General features: G+C 38.0%; 11 protein-coding genes. 4 read left to right on the top strand and 7 right to left on the bottom strand.

The window, feature by feature from the left end:
* The first annotated feature begins 37 nt into the window (after positions 1 to 37).
* The 4 genes from ACM5QX_RS16560 to ACM5QX_RS16545 all read left to right on the top strand — a co-directional run bounded on the left by ACM5QX_RS16560 (position 38) and on the right by ACM5QX_RS16545 (position 7,288).
* Entirely contained in the window at positions 38 to 415 is a 378-nt protein-coding gene (locus ACM5QX_RS16560; RefSeq protein ID WP_414754499.1) for a response regulator, read from the top strand.
* Positions 416 to 553: 138 nt separating this feature from the next.
* The gene (locus tag ACM5QX_RS16555) at positions 554 to 958 is read left to right on the top strand and encodes a response regulator (protein ID WP_414754498.1); all 405 of its coding nucleotides are present in this window, start codon (positions 554 to 556) and stop codon (positions 956 to 958) included.
* A gap of 762 nt (positions 959 to 1,720) precedes the next feature.
* Positions 1,721 to 3,121, top strand: a complete 1,401-nt coding sequence (locus ACM5QX_RS16550) for an AAA-like domain-containing protein (RefSeq protein ID WP_414754497.1) — start codon at positions 1,721 to 1,723, stop codon at positions 3,119 to 3,121.
* A 636-nt stretch (positions 3,122 to 3,757) separates the two neighbouring features.
* On the top strand, positions 3,758 to 7,288 hold the full coding sequence (locus ACM5QX_RS16545) for an AAA-like domain-containing protein (RefSeq protein WP_414754496.1): 3,531 nt from the start codon (positions 3,758 to 3,760) through the stop codon (positions 7,286 to 7,288).
* Here the strand turns inward: ACM5QX_RS16545 and ACM5QX_RS16540 are convergent.
* The 7 genes from ACM5QX_RS16540 to ACM5QX_RS16510 form a co-directional block, all read right to left on the bottom strand.
* Positions 7,285 to 8,973 (bottom strand): GUN4 domain-containing protein, encoded by a 1,689-nt coding sequence (locus ACM5QX_RS16540; RefSeq protein WP_414754495.1) that lies wholly within the window; start codon positions 8,971 to 8,973, stop codon positions 7,285 to 7,287. The genes ACM5QX_RS16545 and ACM5QX_RS16540 overlap by 4 nt on opposite strands.
* Positions 8,974 to 9,206: 233 nt before the next feature.
* The gene (locus tag ACM5QX_RS16535) at positions 9,207 to 11,042 is read right to left on the bottom strand and encodes an ABC transporter ATP-binding protein/permease (RefSeq protein WP_414754494.1); all 1,836 of its coding nucleotides are present in this window, start codon (positions 11,040 to 11,042) and stop codon (positions 9,207 to 9,209) included.
* A 360-nt stretch (positions 11,043 to 11,402) separates the two neighbouring features.
* Complete coding sequence (locus ACM5QX_RS16530; RefSeq protein ID WP_414754493.1) at positions 11,403 to 11,810, bottom strand: hypothetical protein; 408 nt, start codon at positions 11,808 to 11,810, stop codon at positions 11,403 to 11,405.
* Between the two features lie 137 nt (positions 11,811 to 11,947).
* On the bottom strand, positions 11,948 to 13,996 hold the full coding sequence (locus tag ACM5QX_RS16525) for a patatin-like phospholipase family protein (protein WP_414754492.1): 2,049 nt from the start codon (positions 13,994 to 13,996) through the stop codon (positions 11,948 to 11,950).
* An 87-nt stretch (positions 13,997 to 14,083) separates the two neighbouring features.
* Positions 14,084 to 15,061, bottom strand: a complete 978-nt coding sequence (locus ACM5QX_RS16520) for an MvdD family ATP-grasp ribosomal peptide maturase (RefSeq protein ID WP_414754491.1) — start codon at positions 15,059 to 15,061, stop codon at positions 14,084 to 14,086.
* Between the two features lie 7 nt (positions 15,062 to 15,068).
* Positions 15,069 to 16,052, bottom strand: coding sequence for an MvdC family ATP-grasp ribosomal peptide maturase (locus tag ACM5QX_RS16515; protein WP_414754490.1), 984 nt, complete (start codon positions 16,050 to 16,052; stop codon positions 15,069 to 15,071).
* A gap of 285 nt (positions 16,053 to 16,337) precedes the next feature.
* Entirely contained in the window at positions 16,338 to 16,481 is a 144-nt protein-coding gene (locus tag ACM5QX_RS16510) for a microviridin/marinostatin family tricyclic proteinase inhibitor (protein ID WP_104009901.1), read from the bottom strand.
* Between the last annotated feature and the right edge of the window lie 535 nt (positions 16,482 to 17,016).

Here is a 17,016-nt window from a genome sequence, read left to right as displayed (position 1 = left end):
TTTTATTTTTTCTTTATAAATAACCTCTAAAAGAACTATGAGCAAACGCATCTTGGTAATTGACGATGAAGAGTCGCTGCGAGACCTTGCCTGCACCTGCTTAGAGGATTTGGGAGGATGGGAGGCAATTATCGTTCAATCGGGTCGTGAAGGACTGTTGAAAGTCCAAGAGTATCTTGTGGATGTAATTCTCCTTGATGTGTCAATGCCTGACATGGATGGGTTTCAAGTTTACGAGCAAATCAAAGCTAATCCTAAGACTCAGGATATTCCCATAATTTTGCTCACGGCTAAGGTATTACCAGATGATTACAAGCGCTTTGCTCAATTGGATATAGCCGGAGTCATCACTAAACCATTCAACCCATTACTGATTTGCGAACAAATCATGCAAATGCTTGGTTGGAGTGATTAGTTAGGAAGCTGTGGGTGTTCAGATACCTGACTTTTTAAAAAAGTCGGGTATCTACCAATTACCAATTATCCTTATAAGTTTCTTATCTTCTTGATTTAATCTGAATTAATAAATTCCAGCTTCCACAGCATTTTAATCATGACAATCAAGAAAATATTATTGATTGATGATGAACCGACGATTCGAGAACTTGTAAAAATTTGCTTAAATGATTTGGTAGGATGGAATGTGGTAACTGCTGCTTCTGCTCAAGCTGGGCTGAAACACCTAGAGATCGAACGTCCTGATGTCATCCTGCTGGATGTTTTGATGCCGGGTATGGACTTTACTACGTTTCTCCACAGATTGCATGGAAACCATTCACTAAAAACAATTCCCGTGATTCTGTTGAGTGTCAGAGCAGATTGGTTTACGTCACAGCAACTTCAGCAGCTTGGTGTGGTTAAGGCGATCGCTAAACCTTTTAACCCTTTAACTTTACCTGATCAGATAACTCGCGCTTTGGGTTGGAGTTTTCAGCCTGAGTATGAATTTACACTGTAAATAAGATGGGGCTTGCTGTGATTCCTACGCGTAGGGAGAGTAAACAATGGGGAACTGAGGCTTAATGGATTTTGAGTGTCAGCCCAGGCTCCACTCAGAAAAATTCAGTAGTATACTTATCGCTGAAGAATAAAAGTCACACTATCCTTATAAGTTTCTTATTTTTCAATGGTATTTTGAAACCAATTAATGAGCAAGAGGGAGTTGATTATCAATGGCTTAACAACAATGATAACCATTATTATTTTTGACTGTAACAAATATGACAAGAGGGAACTGTTATTTCAGGAAATAAATTGAAATAGAAAATTTGGAGCTAAACAAAGACTAAAGTAGCTTAAATATTCACTATCAAGGGTTTTTAAGCGTTAGTGAAATTAAGTTTTTATCTAAATTTCAACCTTTTAGCTTGTTTTGCTACCATTTTTTTGCATAGAACGACTTGAGAAAAAACAACTATGTTAAATAATGTAAAAACAACAGGATTGAGTTCATAGTAAGGACTTGAGTCCTTTTTTGAGAAATAAGGTTCTCACTATAAACCTTTAATTATCTACCCTGTTCTACTTAACTGACTTGAGCCAAATTTAGCGAGTTATTTCACACAAACAATAATTTGTTTAGGTTCAAAAAATAAAGTGTGGCTTTTTGATTATAAATGCTCAAGTTTAATCAGTTGTTTCCTAAAAATCTCGGCGTAATTTAGTGATCACAGCCAGCTAATTACTGCTGTGACAGCAAAAATACATTGTCACAAAACTCATGAAATTAAAGCAAAATAAAACGAAGAGAAGAAGAGGAGTTATCTTAACTCCCAAGGGACTAAAACGGTTACAAGAAGCGATTCTATCTTGGGAGATATTACAAAATAAAGGCGATCGCTTAACTTTAGAACAACTAAGCAGACAAATCAATGTTTCTACTAAAACTCTGAGCCGGTTATGGTCTTTGAGCGCCAGTGTAGATCACAGAACTTTAAAATTGTGCTTTGGAACCTTTAACTTAGAAGTAGATGAAGAAGATTACACAATTTTAACAGAAGAAAATGAAACAGGAATGTCTGATTTGCTGACAGATGTTGTATCTGAAAAAGCAGAACATTTATCTCAATTGTCTACAGAACAAATAGGAAATTCTTTGTCATATCCAGATGGGGCTGTATCTTTAGATTCACCTTTTTATATTGAGCGATCGCCCATAGAAGAACTAGTATATCGAGAAGTAACTCAACCTGGTTGCGTAATTAGGATTCGCGCCCCCAGACAAATGGGTAAATCTTCTTTGGTACTGCGTCTTTTGTCCTTTGCTGATACGCAAAACTATCACACAGTTAATCTCAAATGTAACCAAATTGATGAGCAATGCTTCACTAACTTAAATAAGCTTTTACGTTGTATTTGTTGGCAAATCGCCACACAATTAGGGCTTGATCCTAGTCTTGATGACAAATGGGATGAGGAAATTGGTTGTAAGTTGATTTGTAGCTTATACGTTCAAAACTATATTCTTAAACAATGTCACAATCCTATAGTTTTAGTGTTGAATGATGTTGATCGCCTTTTTGAGTATCCACACATTGCTAATGATTTTTTTGTTTTATTGCGTTCTTGGTGTGAGGAAGCACGGCAAAATCATAATTGGCAGAAGCTAAGATTGGTAGTAGTTTACTCTACGGAAAAGTATATTTCTCTAGATATCAACCATTCTCCCTTTAATGTTGGGCTACCCATCCGCCTGCATGAATTTACCCAGCAACAGGTAGAGGATTTAGCTAGACGATATGGGCTAAAGTGGACGGACGGTAAAGAATCGGCTCGGTTGATGTCTCTTGTGGGTGGTCATCCGGCACTGGTGCAACTGGCATTATATTATCTTAGTTCTGGGACTATGACTTTATCAGAACTGATCCAAGAAGCGATCGCTAATGGAGGAATTTATCGCCATCACCTACAGCGACACTGGGCAAAGCTACAAGTTAATCCTCATTTAGCTAGAGTATATACTGAGCTAGTGACAACCAAACAAAGCACTTTTATTGATCCTATGGATGCTCATAAACTCGAAAGTTTAGGATTGATTTGTTTTGAAGGCGATCGCGTACTACCTCGTTGTGAACTCTACCGCACCTATTTTGTCAAACAATTATCCATAATCGCTTCATGAAATCACCTATTCAAGTGGATTTAAAAGTAATAAATCTACTTGAATATTTCTTTGATTATAAATTTAGATAATTTCCTACTTCATCATTACCAGGAAGTTTTCTAACGATTCACTTACTAATATACTCCTATCTGTTGATGATAAAGTCAAGGACAGATAAGACACTTAAAGATTTATTGAAAAGATTGATAGACAGTTAAGAAATTTAGGACATTTAAGATATTTCAGCCATAAAAAATAGCAGCAACACACTAAAATTACCATGATTTTCTAGTAAGATACTAATGTAAATATTTTATTACTCACTCTTACACACAGGACTATTATTTGATTTCTGAAATATATGTAGTAGGGTGGGCAATGCTCACCCTACAGATACTTAAATATTTTCAACAATCAAATTTGATGCCTATATAAGAGGATGTTTGAAAAGTCCTATGCTTGGTAGCAAAACATTTTAGATCCCCCTAAATCCCCCTTAAAAAGGGGGACTTTGATTCATTTCCCCCCTTTTTAAGGGGGGTTGGGGGGGGATCAACGAGTGCTTAAAATCACAGCCAATCACTTTTCAAACAACCTCTAAGAAGTAATGATAAAAATCATAAACTCTCTTCTGTTCAAGCTGCCTAAAGTAACATGAAATATCAGGTTGGTGGTAGTCTCCCTAGTGATGATCCTAATTATGTTATCCGTCAGGCGGACAAACAACTCTACGCCAGCCTCAAAGCTGGTGATTTTTGTTATGTCTTAAATTCTCGCCAAATGGGGAAATCATCTCTACTACATCGCACAAGCAACCATCTGACAAAAGAAGGCCATATTTGTATTTATATAGATGTGACACGCTTGGGTAGTGAGGATACAACAACTGAACAATGGTACAAAGGGATTATTATCAGTATTTTTTACAGCTTAAATTTGTCTGAAAAAGTCAATTTTCAGCAATGGTGGAAGATGCAGTCAGGTCTTTCCCCCATACAGAAGTTAAATCAATTTGTAGAAGAGGTGCTACTGCCGCACAATCAAAGTGGGCGTATATTTATTTTTATTGATGAGATTGATAGTTTGTTGAGCTTAAATTTTTCGGTTAGTGACTTTTTTGCCTGGATTCGTCATTGTTACAACCAAAGGGCCCATGACCCCAAATTTCAACGTTTAGGATTTGCAGTGTTCGGAGTAGTGAGTCCATCTGAACTGATTACTGATAAGCGTCGTACACCCTTTAACATTGGCACAGCAATTCAGTTGTATGGTTTTACACTCGATGAAGCAACACCATTACTCAAAGGGTTAGAAGAAGTAATTAGTCAACCCCAAGCAGTATTACAGAAGATTATTGATTGGACGAGCGGACAACCATTCCTAACCCAAAAACTTTGTCAGTTAGTGGTGCAGACTGCATGGAACACACCAAACCGCAAAATTGATTTACCTCCAGCCACAGCCGGGTATTGGGTAGAACAACTGGTACAAAAGCAGATTATTCAATATTGGGAAGCTAAAGACGAACCAGAACACCTACGCACCATTCGCGATCGCCTCCTGTTCAACGAAAAACGCGCCGGCAGGTTGTTAGGGATTTATCAACAAATGCTGCAAGCTGAGTCCGGTCATTTACCTGTGGAAATCGATGATAGTCAAGAACAAAAAGAACTATTATTATCTGGTTTAGTTGAGAAACAGCAAGGCTATCTCAAAATTAAAAATCCCATTTATCGGTATGTTTTCCATCATGAATGGGTAATCAGACAGTTAGATAATCTCCGCCCTTACTCACAAATCTTCAACGTTTGGGTAGCCTCTGGTTATCAAGATGAGTCTCGTTTACTGCGGGGACAGGCGCTAAAAGACGCTCAAGACTGGTCCCAGGGCAAAAGTCTGAGCGATTTGGATTATCGTTTCCTCGCGGCTAGCCAAGAATATGAACAGCGCGAAATCCAAACAGCCTTAGAAGCAGCACGAGTCAAAGAAGTAGAAGCGCGACTAGTGCAAGAGAAAAAAACTGCTAAATTACAAAGATTGCTGTTGATAGCTATGTGCGTTAAGTTTCTGCTCTCTAGCAGTTTGGCTATGGGAATCTACATTTTGTACCGCCAAGCTAAAAACAGCGAAGTTCAAGCCAAAAACAGCGAAATTCGAGCGTTAATATCTTCTTCTGAGGGAATGTTTGCCTCACATCGCAGGTTAGATGCACTCATAGAAGCAATTAAAGCCAAAGATCGGCTAAAAAAACTAGAAAACCCCAACGCAGATATTACAAATCAAGCCAACAATTTACTACGGCAAGCAGTCTATGGTGCAGATGAGTATAATCGTTTTTGGGGACACACGGCAGCCGTGATGGCAGTAGATATTAGTCCCGATAGTTCTCTGATTGCTTCGGCTAGTATAGATAGAACCATCAAACTTTGGCGACGAGATGGAACCAAAATTGCCACGCTCAAAGGTCATCAAGGAGCCGTGAGATCAGTTAAATTTAGTCCTGATGGTCAGACGGTGGCTTCAGCGAGTGAGGATGGTACTATTAAACTTTGGAAACTCAATGGCACTTTGCTGAAGACTTTTAAAGGTCATACTGCTTCGGTCTGGGGAGTAGCCTTTAGTCCAGATGGTCAATTTCTCGCCTCTGCTAGTTGGGACACAACGGTGAGACTGTGGAAACGGGATGGTACTTTACTCAACACTTTTCAAGAATACACAGAGGCATTTTGGGGAGTTGCATTTAGTCCAGATGGTCAAACCGTGGCGGCTGCTAATCTGGACGGGACAGTAAAACTCTGGCAAAGACAGGGTTATGGGTGGCAGAAAGCCAAAACCCTACAACCCCTCAAAGGTCATACAGCTTGGGTTGTAGGAGTAGCTTTCAGTCCTGATGGACAGACGCTTGCTTCCAGCAGTGAAGATAAAACTATCAAACTCTGGCGGCGAGATCCCGTAGATGGCAGTTACCGCCTTGATAAAACTCTCAAACAAACGGCTGGGATTGCCGGAGTCGCCTTTAGTCCTGATGGTCAAACGATCGCCTCTGCCAGTCTGGACAAAACCATGAAACTGTGGAACATTGATGGTACAGAACTGAGGACACTGAGAGGACATAGCGCATCTGTTTGGGGTATTACTTTTAGTCCAGATGGCAGTTTTATCGCTTCTGCGGGTGCTGAAAACGTTATCAGACTCTGGCAAAGTCAAAATCCCATGCAAAAGAGTGTCATTGCCCATAGCGCGGGCATTTGGTCGATAGCAATTACATCAGATAGTTCTACCGTTGGCACAGCCAGCCATGATAATACTGCTAGACTTTGGAGTCGCCAAGGCGGATTGGTGAAGACTTTCACCCAAGAGAAGGGGGGAATTATCGCCATTTCTTTTAGTGCAGATGGCAGGTTAGTTGCCCTTCCCACTTATAATGAGACAGTTTTACTCAAAAAACCAGATGGTTCTGATGTGGCGAGTTACAAAAATACTCAAGGCAAAATTACAGCCGCAGTTTTGAGTCCCGATGGTCAAGCGATCGCGATCGCTAATGTTCACAAGATTGCTCAAATTTGGCGGCGTAATCAGCCTACATCCCAGGTTCTCAAAGGTCATGAAGCTGAAGTTTGGCAGGTTGCTTTCAGTCCTAATAGTAAAATTGTGGCTTCAGCTAGTGGTGATAGTACAGTTAAGTTATGGACTCTCGATGGTAAGTTACTGACAACCCTTGCTGGACACTCTTCGGTAGTTTGGAGTGTGGCCTTCAGTCCCGATAATAAAATGGTAGCCACTGGCAGTGGCGATAATACAGTTAAGCTGTGGACTATTGATGGCAAGCTTTTGAGAACATTTACGGGTCACACAGCCGCGATTTGGGGAGTAGCATTTAGTCCCGACGGCAAAATACTAGCCTCTGGTAGTGTGGATGCTACCGTCAAGCTGTGGAAAATGGATGGTACAGAACTAACAACTCTCACCGGACATACAGCAGCCATTAGGAAAATTGCGATCAGCCGGGATGGCACAATTCTCGCTTCTGGAGGTGATGACAACACCCTAATTCTGTGGAATCTGCCCCAGATTCTCAGTCTAGATGCCCTAACTTATGGTTGCAATCTAGTCAAAGATTATTTGCAAACTAACACAGCCGTGGAAAAAGGCGATCGTCATATATGCAATCATCTTGAGAACTAAACTATGGGAAAGTTTTCACGACAAATTTTGACACGGGTAAAAAATAAGTGCATCTGCCATACTAGCCAAGAACCGACTCGCCAAGCCCCCATTGACATGGGTTCCGCCGATGAATTTGGGCAGATATCAAAAATATCTCCGTCATAATGTAACCATTTGACTGGTAGATGTCCTATCGGTGTATTTGGTGATAATTTAAAAGTTATTTGGTCGTAATTTAACCAGTTTCCCTCTTTTCTCCAACCCAGGCGATCGCCAAGTTTCTTTTCCGTTTCGTAATCTATTTGTCCACCTATTTCTTCCCAAATACTTTGCTGAACACTAAAGCCAAAATAGCCGTGACTATATTGTTGCCAAAGTTGATCAATTTTATGTAATTCTTGACAAGAAAAAGTGAGAATATCTGCTTTATAAACCTCATGCCAATAATTCTTACCCATCACTCGCAACATTAATTTAGCAGTTTCTATATCAGCATCTTGCCATTTATACTGTGCGAGGAGATTTTGCAGTGTGCTGTAATCTATCTTTTTATTACTTTTAAACTCACTGAGACAATCAATATCATTATTATCTACTTCATTTGCTGCTGTTGCTTCAGAAGCAATTTTAGCATGGGAATACACAACATCTGTTTCTACCATCCCCAGCACTTTTTTTTGAGCAACCAGTTGAGTAGACATATAATTAGATATCAAACAAATTGCTTGATTTGCAGTTATATCATCTTGAATAAAATCCGAGTCTTGAAGCTGCCAATCTAATAATTGCGACTTTAAAAAAGCCTCATTTAGTCTATCTTTCTTTTCATAACTAGCAACTAATAAGTTGAGCAGATTATGGGAAACAGTCTGATTATCTTGTATAGTGAATACATTTGGCTGATAATTTAAATCATTAGTTGCTAAATGTTGAATCTCTCCTACAGTTGCGTAAAAATCCGCATCGATTTTGACTACCTCGTCGATTACAAACTGAAACGGATTAAAGTAATCTTTTAGAGAATTTTCAACATTCATTGCTGTTTCAGCTATTTTCGCTATTTCTTGACGAATTTTTGTAGCTCTGATTTGATATTCATAAACTTCTTGATATACATCTAAATCCTTAACTATTTGCTCAATAGCTTGCCTTTGATTGTGCGTGTCTTCGGCTAGTTGCTTAATACCTTCACTGAGCAACTCTATCTTTTCTAAAATCAAAAGGTTAGTTTTACTCAACAATAAAATCGATTTTAAATTCTCTTGTTTCTCCCGTGTTAATTTTTCAATAATTTGAGGATTACCATTATGTTTTATTTCTAGCTTGTTTCTTTCGTCGTTAATCTTTTTAATTTCAATATATTTCTGATTAAATAAACTTTTCCAGTCATCTATGAATTTTAATAAAAAACTTTGATAGCTATCTTTATAGTTATCCAAAGAATCAATGATTTGAATATATTCACTAATTAATAATTTAACTTCCGCAAAAACTTTTTTTTGAGTAACTTCCTGTTTTCGCTTAACTGTTCCCCAAAAATAAGAATTAGATTTACCACCTACTTGAATTAATTCTTGACATTTGATAATTTTTTTTTGAACTCTTTTTAATTGAGGATTTTTAAAAATAGGAAATCTATAAGTTTTTTCATAAATCGTAATTGATTCATAAGTAATTAATTGTTTGTGCTTTCTAGCTAGCATCACTAATTCTATCTAAAAAATTCTTATTATCTGTAGGGTGGGCAATGCCCACCAGACTTATATTTCAAAATTTAAGCAAAAGTCAAGCGCTAGTCCTATAGGGGACTTCCAGATAAAAAATATCCAAAATGTAGGGTGCGTCAGTGCCATAGAACCTAACTATACTCAAAAATTATTCATACTGAACACACCCTACTAAACTAAGCCTTTTCTCATGGGAAAGTCCTATAATTTTACAACTTGCTAATGACGTTTCTTTTTTTTGTCGGGAGGTTATTTTTGGGAGAAATATCTGCTGTTTTTATTCCCTTTTGCCAGCGATAATCTTCTATAGACACAAGTTGCCAACCAGATTCCTGCGACAGTTCTAATACCCATTGATGATAATTAAACAAGCTTTCTCTATGTCCAACACTAATGAAAGTTGTTTTAGTTGCTTGTAGCTGCTGATACAAGTTACCTTCGTTATTTAAATCTAAAGCACTCGTCGCTTCATCTAAGATAGTGAAACTAGGATGTGTGATTAATAATCGCGCAAAAGCCAGACGTTGTTGTTCCCCTAAAGACAATATATTTTCCCAAGGAACTTCTGTATCAAAACTATTTACGCGGGTCAGCAAGTGTTGTAAGTTAACTTGTTGTAAGATTTCTTCCAGTTGGCGATCGCTCATTGTCCGGTCTGTATGGGGATAGAGTAACTGTTGACGCAAAGTACCCAAAATGATGTAAGGTCTTTGGGGTAAGAATAAAATGTCTTTTAGAGGAGGACGCACTAAACGACCAGTTCCTGTGTTCCACAAACCTGCGATCGCTCTTAACAAGGAACTTTTACCCCTACCACTCGGCCCTACAATTAATAACCCCTCTCCAGGCTGGACGGTAAGCGACAAATCTTCAACAATTACCTGCTCATGATTTGGTGTTTTTAAAGTAACATTCTCAAAAGCCAAGCGTTTCTCTTCTAAAACTTTAATAGTAGCTAGATTCTCTGTTTTCTTACTAACATCCCTCAAAGCATCTGAAAACTCAGCAAAACGCTTTACATAGCTAGAAAATCGCCCTGAAGCGCCAAATTGAGCTATTAATTCTCCCAGAGAATTAGAGAACATAAAGCAAGCAAAACTAACTTGGTTAATTTCCCCAAAATCAATTTTATCTTGAATAAATAAAGGAGTCAAAATAAACATGGAAAACACACCAATAGCAGATTGATATGCTCTTCCAAAAGCATCTTGTCCCCTCTCCCAATTCAATCTGCGTTCAGCAGTTTTTATAACATTATTAAATCGGCGTTGAATTATATTTAATTCTTCCTCTTCTCCTTGAAAAAAAGCAATGGATTCCGCATGATTACGAACATGAGTTAGGCAATAAGCAAAATCTGCTTTAAACTGTATTTCTTCTTGATTAATTTTATTGAGTGATTGGTTTAAATAAACAGCTATTAAATTACCTATGATGGTGTAAATAATTAAATAAATTGCGATTTCTGCGGAAACAGTCCAGAGAATTATCAAAGCACTCCCCATTTCCAGAACTTTTTCTAGAAAGGTCGTAGAAAAACTCAAAGCAATACTGGTAATAGGTTCTATTTCTTGGGATAGGCGCTGATCTGGATTATCTATATCAGATTTAAAATTGATTTTGTAATAGGCTTGATTGCTTAAATATTTTTCTAAAATATGGCTATTTAACCATTTATACCAGTCAAGGATAATTTTTTTTCTGACATATCGCAAAGAAGTTACTAAAATTACTATTGTGATAACAATGAGACTAGATAGCCATAAAGTACTATTATATTTATCAATATCTCTCTGTTCAATCACAATATCCAGTACATAGCGATTCCAGTAGCTATTTACAGCATTTAAACATACAACTCCAGCTATTAATGATACTAGGAGAATCAGCATTCCCCATGAGCGAATGACATCTACAAATGCTCTTCCTTCTGCTTCTGTAGGATACCAATAAGGTTGAGCTACTACTTTTACATCTTCCCAAAATTGAGTAAAGACTGAAAGAGGATTTGTTGCCTTTTGTTGATGCACAGACGGAGTTTGCATATTAAAAAATACAGCCGTTATTAATTAGACTAGTAATTTGAAAATGGCCTTTGAGAATTAGATCAAACTCAGAGGCCATTTTTATTGCGCTTTGCGTGTCAGTTGTTAGTTGTGAGCCAGTACGGTCTTGGGGGTTTCCCCCATGAGTAACTGGCGAACCCGGAGGGTCAGTTGTCAGTTGCTGAAAGGATCTGGTCTAACACCCCAACTCACACATGGCGTGGTTTTTACATATCTTTGCCACTGACTACTGACCACTGACAAAACTCTATCCCCTTGTGGGTGGAGCTTTTATTTTTAGAGATTAAAGATGTTTTAACATCCCTAAAAATAACCGTTATGAGAATTACATCGAATAGACTAAATTATTGGTTCTTCATCAACAATTTCGATGTTTTTTGGCGCAAGGGGTTCTTCTCCAAGCTCAGTCACAACTACTGAATCAAGATGATGTTCGAGTTTGAGTTTTAAGTCATCTGTAATAGGTAATTCTTTAATTTCTTTGAGCAGAAATCTTACAGATTCAGTTTTGCTACGTTCTTTATAAATGAGCTTGAGAACGTTTTCAACTCCAAATTCCGCAATATATTCTCCTAGAATACCTACCAGACCAAGTAGTCCTAAACCTCCTAATAAGCCGAATGGCCCTCCCAACGATGAGAGTAAAGTTACAACGGCGGCGACACTACCCCCTGATGTAGCAGTTGCAACTACAAAAATTATCCCAGGAAGACCTAAAGCAGCAATTTTTTTGACTAGTTCATCCATTGTATTTACCTACGATCCTTATAAGGTGAAAAATGACTAAGAAAGTCATGACTAATTTCTTCAAAAAAGAAATTAACAATCTTACTTCCCGCACATAACATTGACAGTTGTTTGGTGCAAGATATAAGAAACCTGATTTAGCCCAACAAAAGCTCACAAAGTTCATCAATTTGTTGACTTTTTTCAGAAATCAGTCGATGGGCTATAGCTTGTAGCTGACGAGTATTTTGTAGTTTGGTATTATCTATTGCTTCTAACTCCGCATCTAACAATGTTTGAAAGCGATAATAAAAACTTTTAGCTTCTTTATCGCTAGGTTCAAACAACTGTTCTAATTCTCCAGATACCACACCGCTACCACCGTCAAACACAATATTTAAAAGTGGTCTTCCCCATTGTAAAAGTCCCCAATTCTTGACTTCTTTATAAGGATAAGCACTTGTTGGCGAACCTGTACCTAAAGAAACTACTAAAATATCTTCTTGATTAAGGACTGTTTGGGCTTTGCGTTTACTACTAATTTGCGCTTCTAAAATAGCTAAATGGGCTGGGTTATTAGCAAATACTCCCCCATCAATTAAAGTATAAACAATAGCACTATTTTCGGGGCTGACGATACGATGAGGAGCAAAATAAGTCGGGGTAGCGCTAGTAGCTAATGCGGCATCTAAGAGGGATACATTACCACACAATTTATGAAAATTCTTAGATTCTATTTGCTGTTTTTCTAGTTGGTTTGTAAAAAATACCGGAATTCGCTGCTCGATATCGTAACTAGTGACAAAAACTTCTTTAAGATTATTGGCTAGAGGAGTTTTACCCAAATATTGCCTTAAGATTTCTTCTTTGCTTGTGGAAGGATATTTTGGCTGGAGAAATATATCTTCTAACGGGCCAAGTAGTCTTTCAAATAATGGCTCATAAAATATTTCTACTCCATACTCAATAAATAATTGTACAAGGTCTTCAGCAGTGTATTCAGATAATGGCAATTCTTCAGATGAATTTAATCGGGGTTTAGTTAGTCCCAGTGCTAAAATTCCGCCGCTTGAAGTACCAGCAATTAAATCAAATAAACTAAATATAGGCTCTTGTGTCCGTCGTTCAATTTCTGCTAAGAGTAATGCAGGAATAATGCCCCGAATACCGCCTCCATCAATGGAAAGTATTTTATATTTGGGACGGGATTTTGTATTCATGGTTTCTGGCGATTCTGCCTGAATGAATGTTTGTAATGATTGGGTATTTATAAGGGCTTCAGGTTGTTCGATTGTGTTTGCTTCTTCCTGTGATTGGAGATTGTTCAAGTTTGCAATAATTTCTGATTCTTCGCTATTTATTTCTGGCTGTTGAATTTCTGTGGTTTGGTCTTCGTGGTTACTAACTAACGGTACTGTAGCTGCTAATAAATCTGTAGTTAAATTGGAAATATTCTCTTCGGTAATAGTTTCCATCTCAAATTGGATTTCATCTTTACTAGATAGCGACGCTGCAAAGGGAATTTGTGCTAAATCCCAGCTAGGATTACCCCGAAAATTTCCTTGATAGGATTTTCCTACTTTATTTTTAACTGTTGTTCCTTGCCCTTCATCTAATTTCCAGTAAGCCACTAATCCTGGTTCATCCCCGACAATTAATCCACAATGATGGGTTTGAATTTGTGACTGAGTGCATGGATAATTCCAGACGCTAATGTTTGCTAATTGCCCTGTAAAATAGACTTGCTTGTGTAAGGTTGCACCTAAAGTTATAGAGCTTGTTGCTTTATTTAAAGATGAACCCCTCAAAGAGTCATTGTACTTATGATCATCAAGATATACTGTGATTTGACCGCTATTAAAAACAATGGCAAAAAAGTGCCATTGTCCTATAGTTAATTCTCCATTACCAAAAGTTTTGATACCCTTACTAATGGTTTCATCAATGAAGATATCTAAACTCCCTGTCTCACTGATGCCGAATTCAAAATTATCACTGTATCGATCTGAAGAACGAGCAAAAAAGACATTCCGCGTTCCATAGCTAGTGGATTTTTCTGTTAATTTATGAGGATTTATCCATCCTGAAACTGTAAAATTTGAACTCCCTTGAGCAAAAACACCACCAATATCGTTTTTGCCAAAATCTATATAATCATCTACCCCATCAAATGTTAAAACTGTTTGTGTATTTGCTAGATTTATCACAAGTGTTTAATCTCCAAATATAAATGTATACGTATAATTTAAAAATCATTTATTAATATCAATAAGTAATATCAACTGGAGTTTAGACTAACTTTTATGAGTTAGTAATATTTCGGCGATCGCCTGGGAAATAGGATAATATGGCGGATATATTTCCATCCAGAAAAATTCCCCGACTGGGTTAACTTCTAGGAATACATGGCGACCGTCAGGGGTGAGAATGATATCAATTGCTCCGTACTTTAAGCCAAAATTAGCCATCAATTTGAGGAGTTTTTTCTCAATATCTTCTGGTAAGCTGTAAGGCTGCCAATTCTTAGCTAAGTTTTTCCCTTCTTTGCGCCAGTCATAAGTAGACCCTTGCAAACTTTGAGAGTCCACTGCGGCAGTAAATACGTGGTGTCCGACAATAGTTGTCCGCAACTCCAGCGCCTTCGGTATGTTTTCTTGAAACGTCATCGGACAAAAACACAGTCCTTCCATATTCTCCAAATCGTCATCTGTAATTGGAGTAGTAAATACAACATTCTCTCGCCCTTGGTCATCATAAATAGCGAAAGAAGAAAGCATTTTAGTGATGATGCCTTGCGGACAATCTTGAGCGAATTTCTTCACAGCTTCCGGATTGTTGGAAGTTAAGGTACGGGGAGTTAAAAGTCCAACTTCTTTGGCAACTTTCAACTGTAGTTGCTTATTATTAGCCCGGTCTACATTTGTCATTTGATCAAAGTGAAATCTTGGCAGGCTAGCAATCATACCCCTGACAGTAACGCGACATTCCTGAATAGACGCATCTCTGTATCGCTTGTCCATTGAGTCGGGGATTTTCTGCCCGTAACGCATCCGCCGATACCAAACTGATGATACCTCACTCAAATCGAGCTTTTGTTCGCCATCAGTAATAATTACCCGTTCAGTATCACCGCAATAAATATCTAACTTAACTTCGGTGGGATATCTATCTGTATCAAAGCGAAATGCTTTTTCTCCCCTGGCTTCTATTTCTTTGATTACTAAAGGAATGCTTTCATTGTCATTGCTAAATGTAACTATTAATACGGTCATAAAAGTATCAATTTTGAAGTAAAATATCTGCGATCGCCTCTGCAATGGGCAAGTCTAAATCTTTCTCTAGCATTCCCCACTCGCCTATAGGGTTGACTTCCAAAAAGACATACTCTCCTGATGGCGTGAGAATGAAATCTAACGAACCAAATAACAGCCCCAATTTCCCCATAAAAGCTTGCAGGCGACGAACCAATTCATCAGGAAGTTGGTGGTGTTGCCATGCGCCCACTCCAAAACCTGGTTTACGCCAATCAGCTTTGGTTGCTGCATACACATCTGCATTCAGCGCCCCCACAAATACACTGCCATTTACATACACCACCCGCAACTCCATCTGCTTGGGGATTTGTTCTTGAAAAACCATTGGACAATAACGCAGTGATTCGGCATCTTCTAAGTCTTCTGCTTTAACGATGCTGGTGTAAAGGAAAAATGCAGAATTGGCTTCCATACTCCGGGAAAGAGTGGTTAAAAGCTTACTCACCATTTTGCCGTTGACTTGCCCAAAGAATTCTCTGGCTGCTTGGGCTTTGTTGGTAACAAGAGTCTGGGGAATAACAAAACCTACCTCAGATGCAATTCGCAGTTGACGCAGCTTATTATTGGCATAATTTATCCGTTCTAAATCATCCACCCATCTAACACCCTTGAGGCTATCCCAAAAGGCATCTAAAGTTGCTTTCGATTCTCTAATGCAGGCTTCTTGGAACTTTGGCGCTAATTCTTGACTCAGGTTTGGTTTCCAAATGCGACGCATCCACACGGACTGCACCTGCTCTGTGCTGATAGAGTGGTTGTCATATTCTATAGTGTGGTAGCTTTGAGACTTGTCAAAATGTGCTGTTAATTGCACTTGTAGAGGAAACTTGTCGGTATCTAAACGAAACGGTTGCACTCCTTTTTTTGCCAAGGCCTCTGCCACTCTATCTATTGTGAAAAAATCACCACTGTGAGTGATTAATAAAACAACATCACGAGACAGGTGCATAAAATATTCGCTTTTAAAATTTTTTCTAGATACCCGACTTATTAGAAAGTCGGATATCTAAAGTTGTTATCTTAAATTGCTGATTATTTCTACTAAATCTTAGTATGGATGTTCAGCAATTTATTCTGCCAAGAAACAAACAAATGATGGAAATTTTCCCATATTTGCTGCTTTAACTATGTTCTTCAACACAGAATTATTTCTTGGTGTTGGTTGTTCTCACTAAGTAATTATCAAATAATTGATAACTACTATTCCCTTAATTTCAGATACAAAATAGTGGAATTATTGGTCTTCCAAATCTGAAGGATACTTGAAAGTCCAAGGGAAAGAAGGTGGATCTGTACCTTCTGTAGCTTGCTCTTCCAAGAAACGGGCAAAGAACGGTACCACTGCAACATTCACTGTTTTGACGGTGTTTGTAGACATGGTGTTTTTCCTAAGGGAAATTCTTTTAGCAACTAAAGATATACCAGTAATTAAATACGTGTGCAAGGACATTTAAGACAGTTAAGCGGTAATTATATTAATTCATTTAAGACAGTTAGGACATTTAAGATACTCCAGTAGACAGTTAAGTGAATTTCGGAAATTCAGGAATGAATATAATTTGCTACTACACAAAAAAATCCGCCTACACGGACTAATAGAAAATTAATATAGGACTAGTATTTGATTTAGGAATTAGAGACTATTTATAAAGGAAATCTTAGGTAAGATATGTTACTGCTATGAAAGAATTTGAGATTTAGAGACAATAAAATTTAGCCGTAACGCACCATCTGTGAGGCGGTGCGTTAGGCGCGAGGATAGTTATTTTGTGAGCAATCATCAGGGAAATCAGCGCCTAACACACCCTACAATAATTTTATTTTTTCTTTATAAATAACCTCTTATACGTAGGGTGGGCAATGCTCACTATATCCGGTTTTTGGTGGGCAATTCCCACCCTACAAATACTTAC

The organism is Anabaena sp. CCY 9910, from assembly GCF_963920875.1.
GTDB lineage: Bacteria > Cyanobacteriota > Cyanobacteriia > Cyanobacteriales > Nostocaceae > Trichormus > Trichormus variabilis.
Note: the sequence above shows the minus strand (reverse complement) of the source record. Positions and strands in the feature narration are given on the sequence as shown.

What these genes read in the sequence shown, in the direction of transcription:
- ACM5QX_RS16550 (WP_414754497.1), top strand. Translation starts at nt 1,721, where the DNA reads ATGAAATTAAAGCAAAATAAAACGAAGAGAAGAAGAGGAGTTATCTTA.
- ACM5QX_RS16510 (WP_104009901.1), bottom strand. Translation starts at nt 16,481, where the DNA reads ATGTCTACAAACACCGTCAAAACAGTGAATGTTGCAGTGGTACCGTTC.
- ACM5QX_RS16530 (WP_414754493.1), bottom strand. Translation starts at nt 11,810, where the DNA reads ATGGATGAACTAGTCAAAAAAATTGCTGCTTTAGGTCTTCCTGGGATA.
- ACM5QX_RS16560 (WP_414754499.1), top strand. Translation starts at nt 38, where the DNA reads ATGAGCAAACGCATCTTGGTAATTGACGATGAAGAGTCGCTGCGAGAC.
- ACM5QX_RS16515 (WP_414754490.1), bottom strand. Translation starts at nt 16,052, where the DNA reads ATGCACCTGTCTCGTGATGTTGTTTTATTAATCACTCACAGTGGTGAT.
- ACM5QX_RS16540 (WP_414754495.1), bottom strand. Translation starts at nt 8,973, where the DNA reads ATGCTAGCTAGAAAGCACAAACAATTAATTACTTATGAATCAATTACG.
- ACM5QX_RS16545 (WP_414754496.1), top strand. Translation starts at nt 3,758, where the DNA reads ATGAAATATCAGGTTGGTGGTAGTCTCCCTAGTGATGATCCTAATTAT.
- ACM5QX_RS16520 (WP_414754491.1), bottom strand. Translation starts at nt 15,061, where the DNA reads ATGACCGTATTAATAGTTACATTTAGCAATGACAATGAAAGCATTCCT.
- ACM5QX_RS16555 (WP_414754498.1), top strand. Translation starts at nt 554, where the DNA reads ATGACAATCAAGAAAATATTATTGATTGATGATGAACCGACGATTCGA.
- ACM5QX_RS16535 (WP_414754494.1), bottom strand. Translation starts at nt 11,042, where the DNA reads ATGCAAACTCCGTCTGTGCATCAACAAAAGGCAACAAATCCTCTTTCA.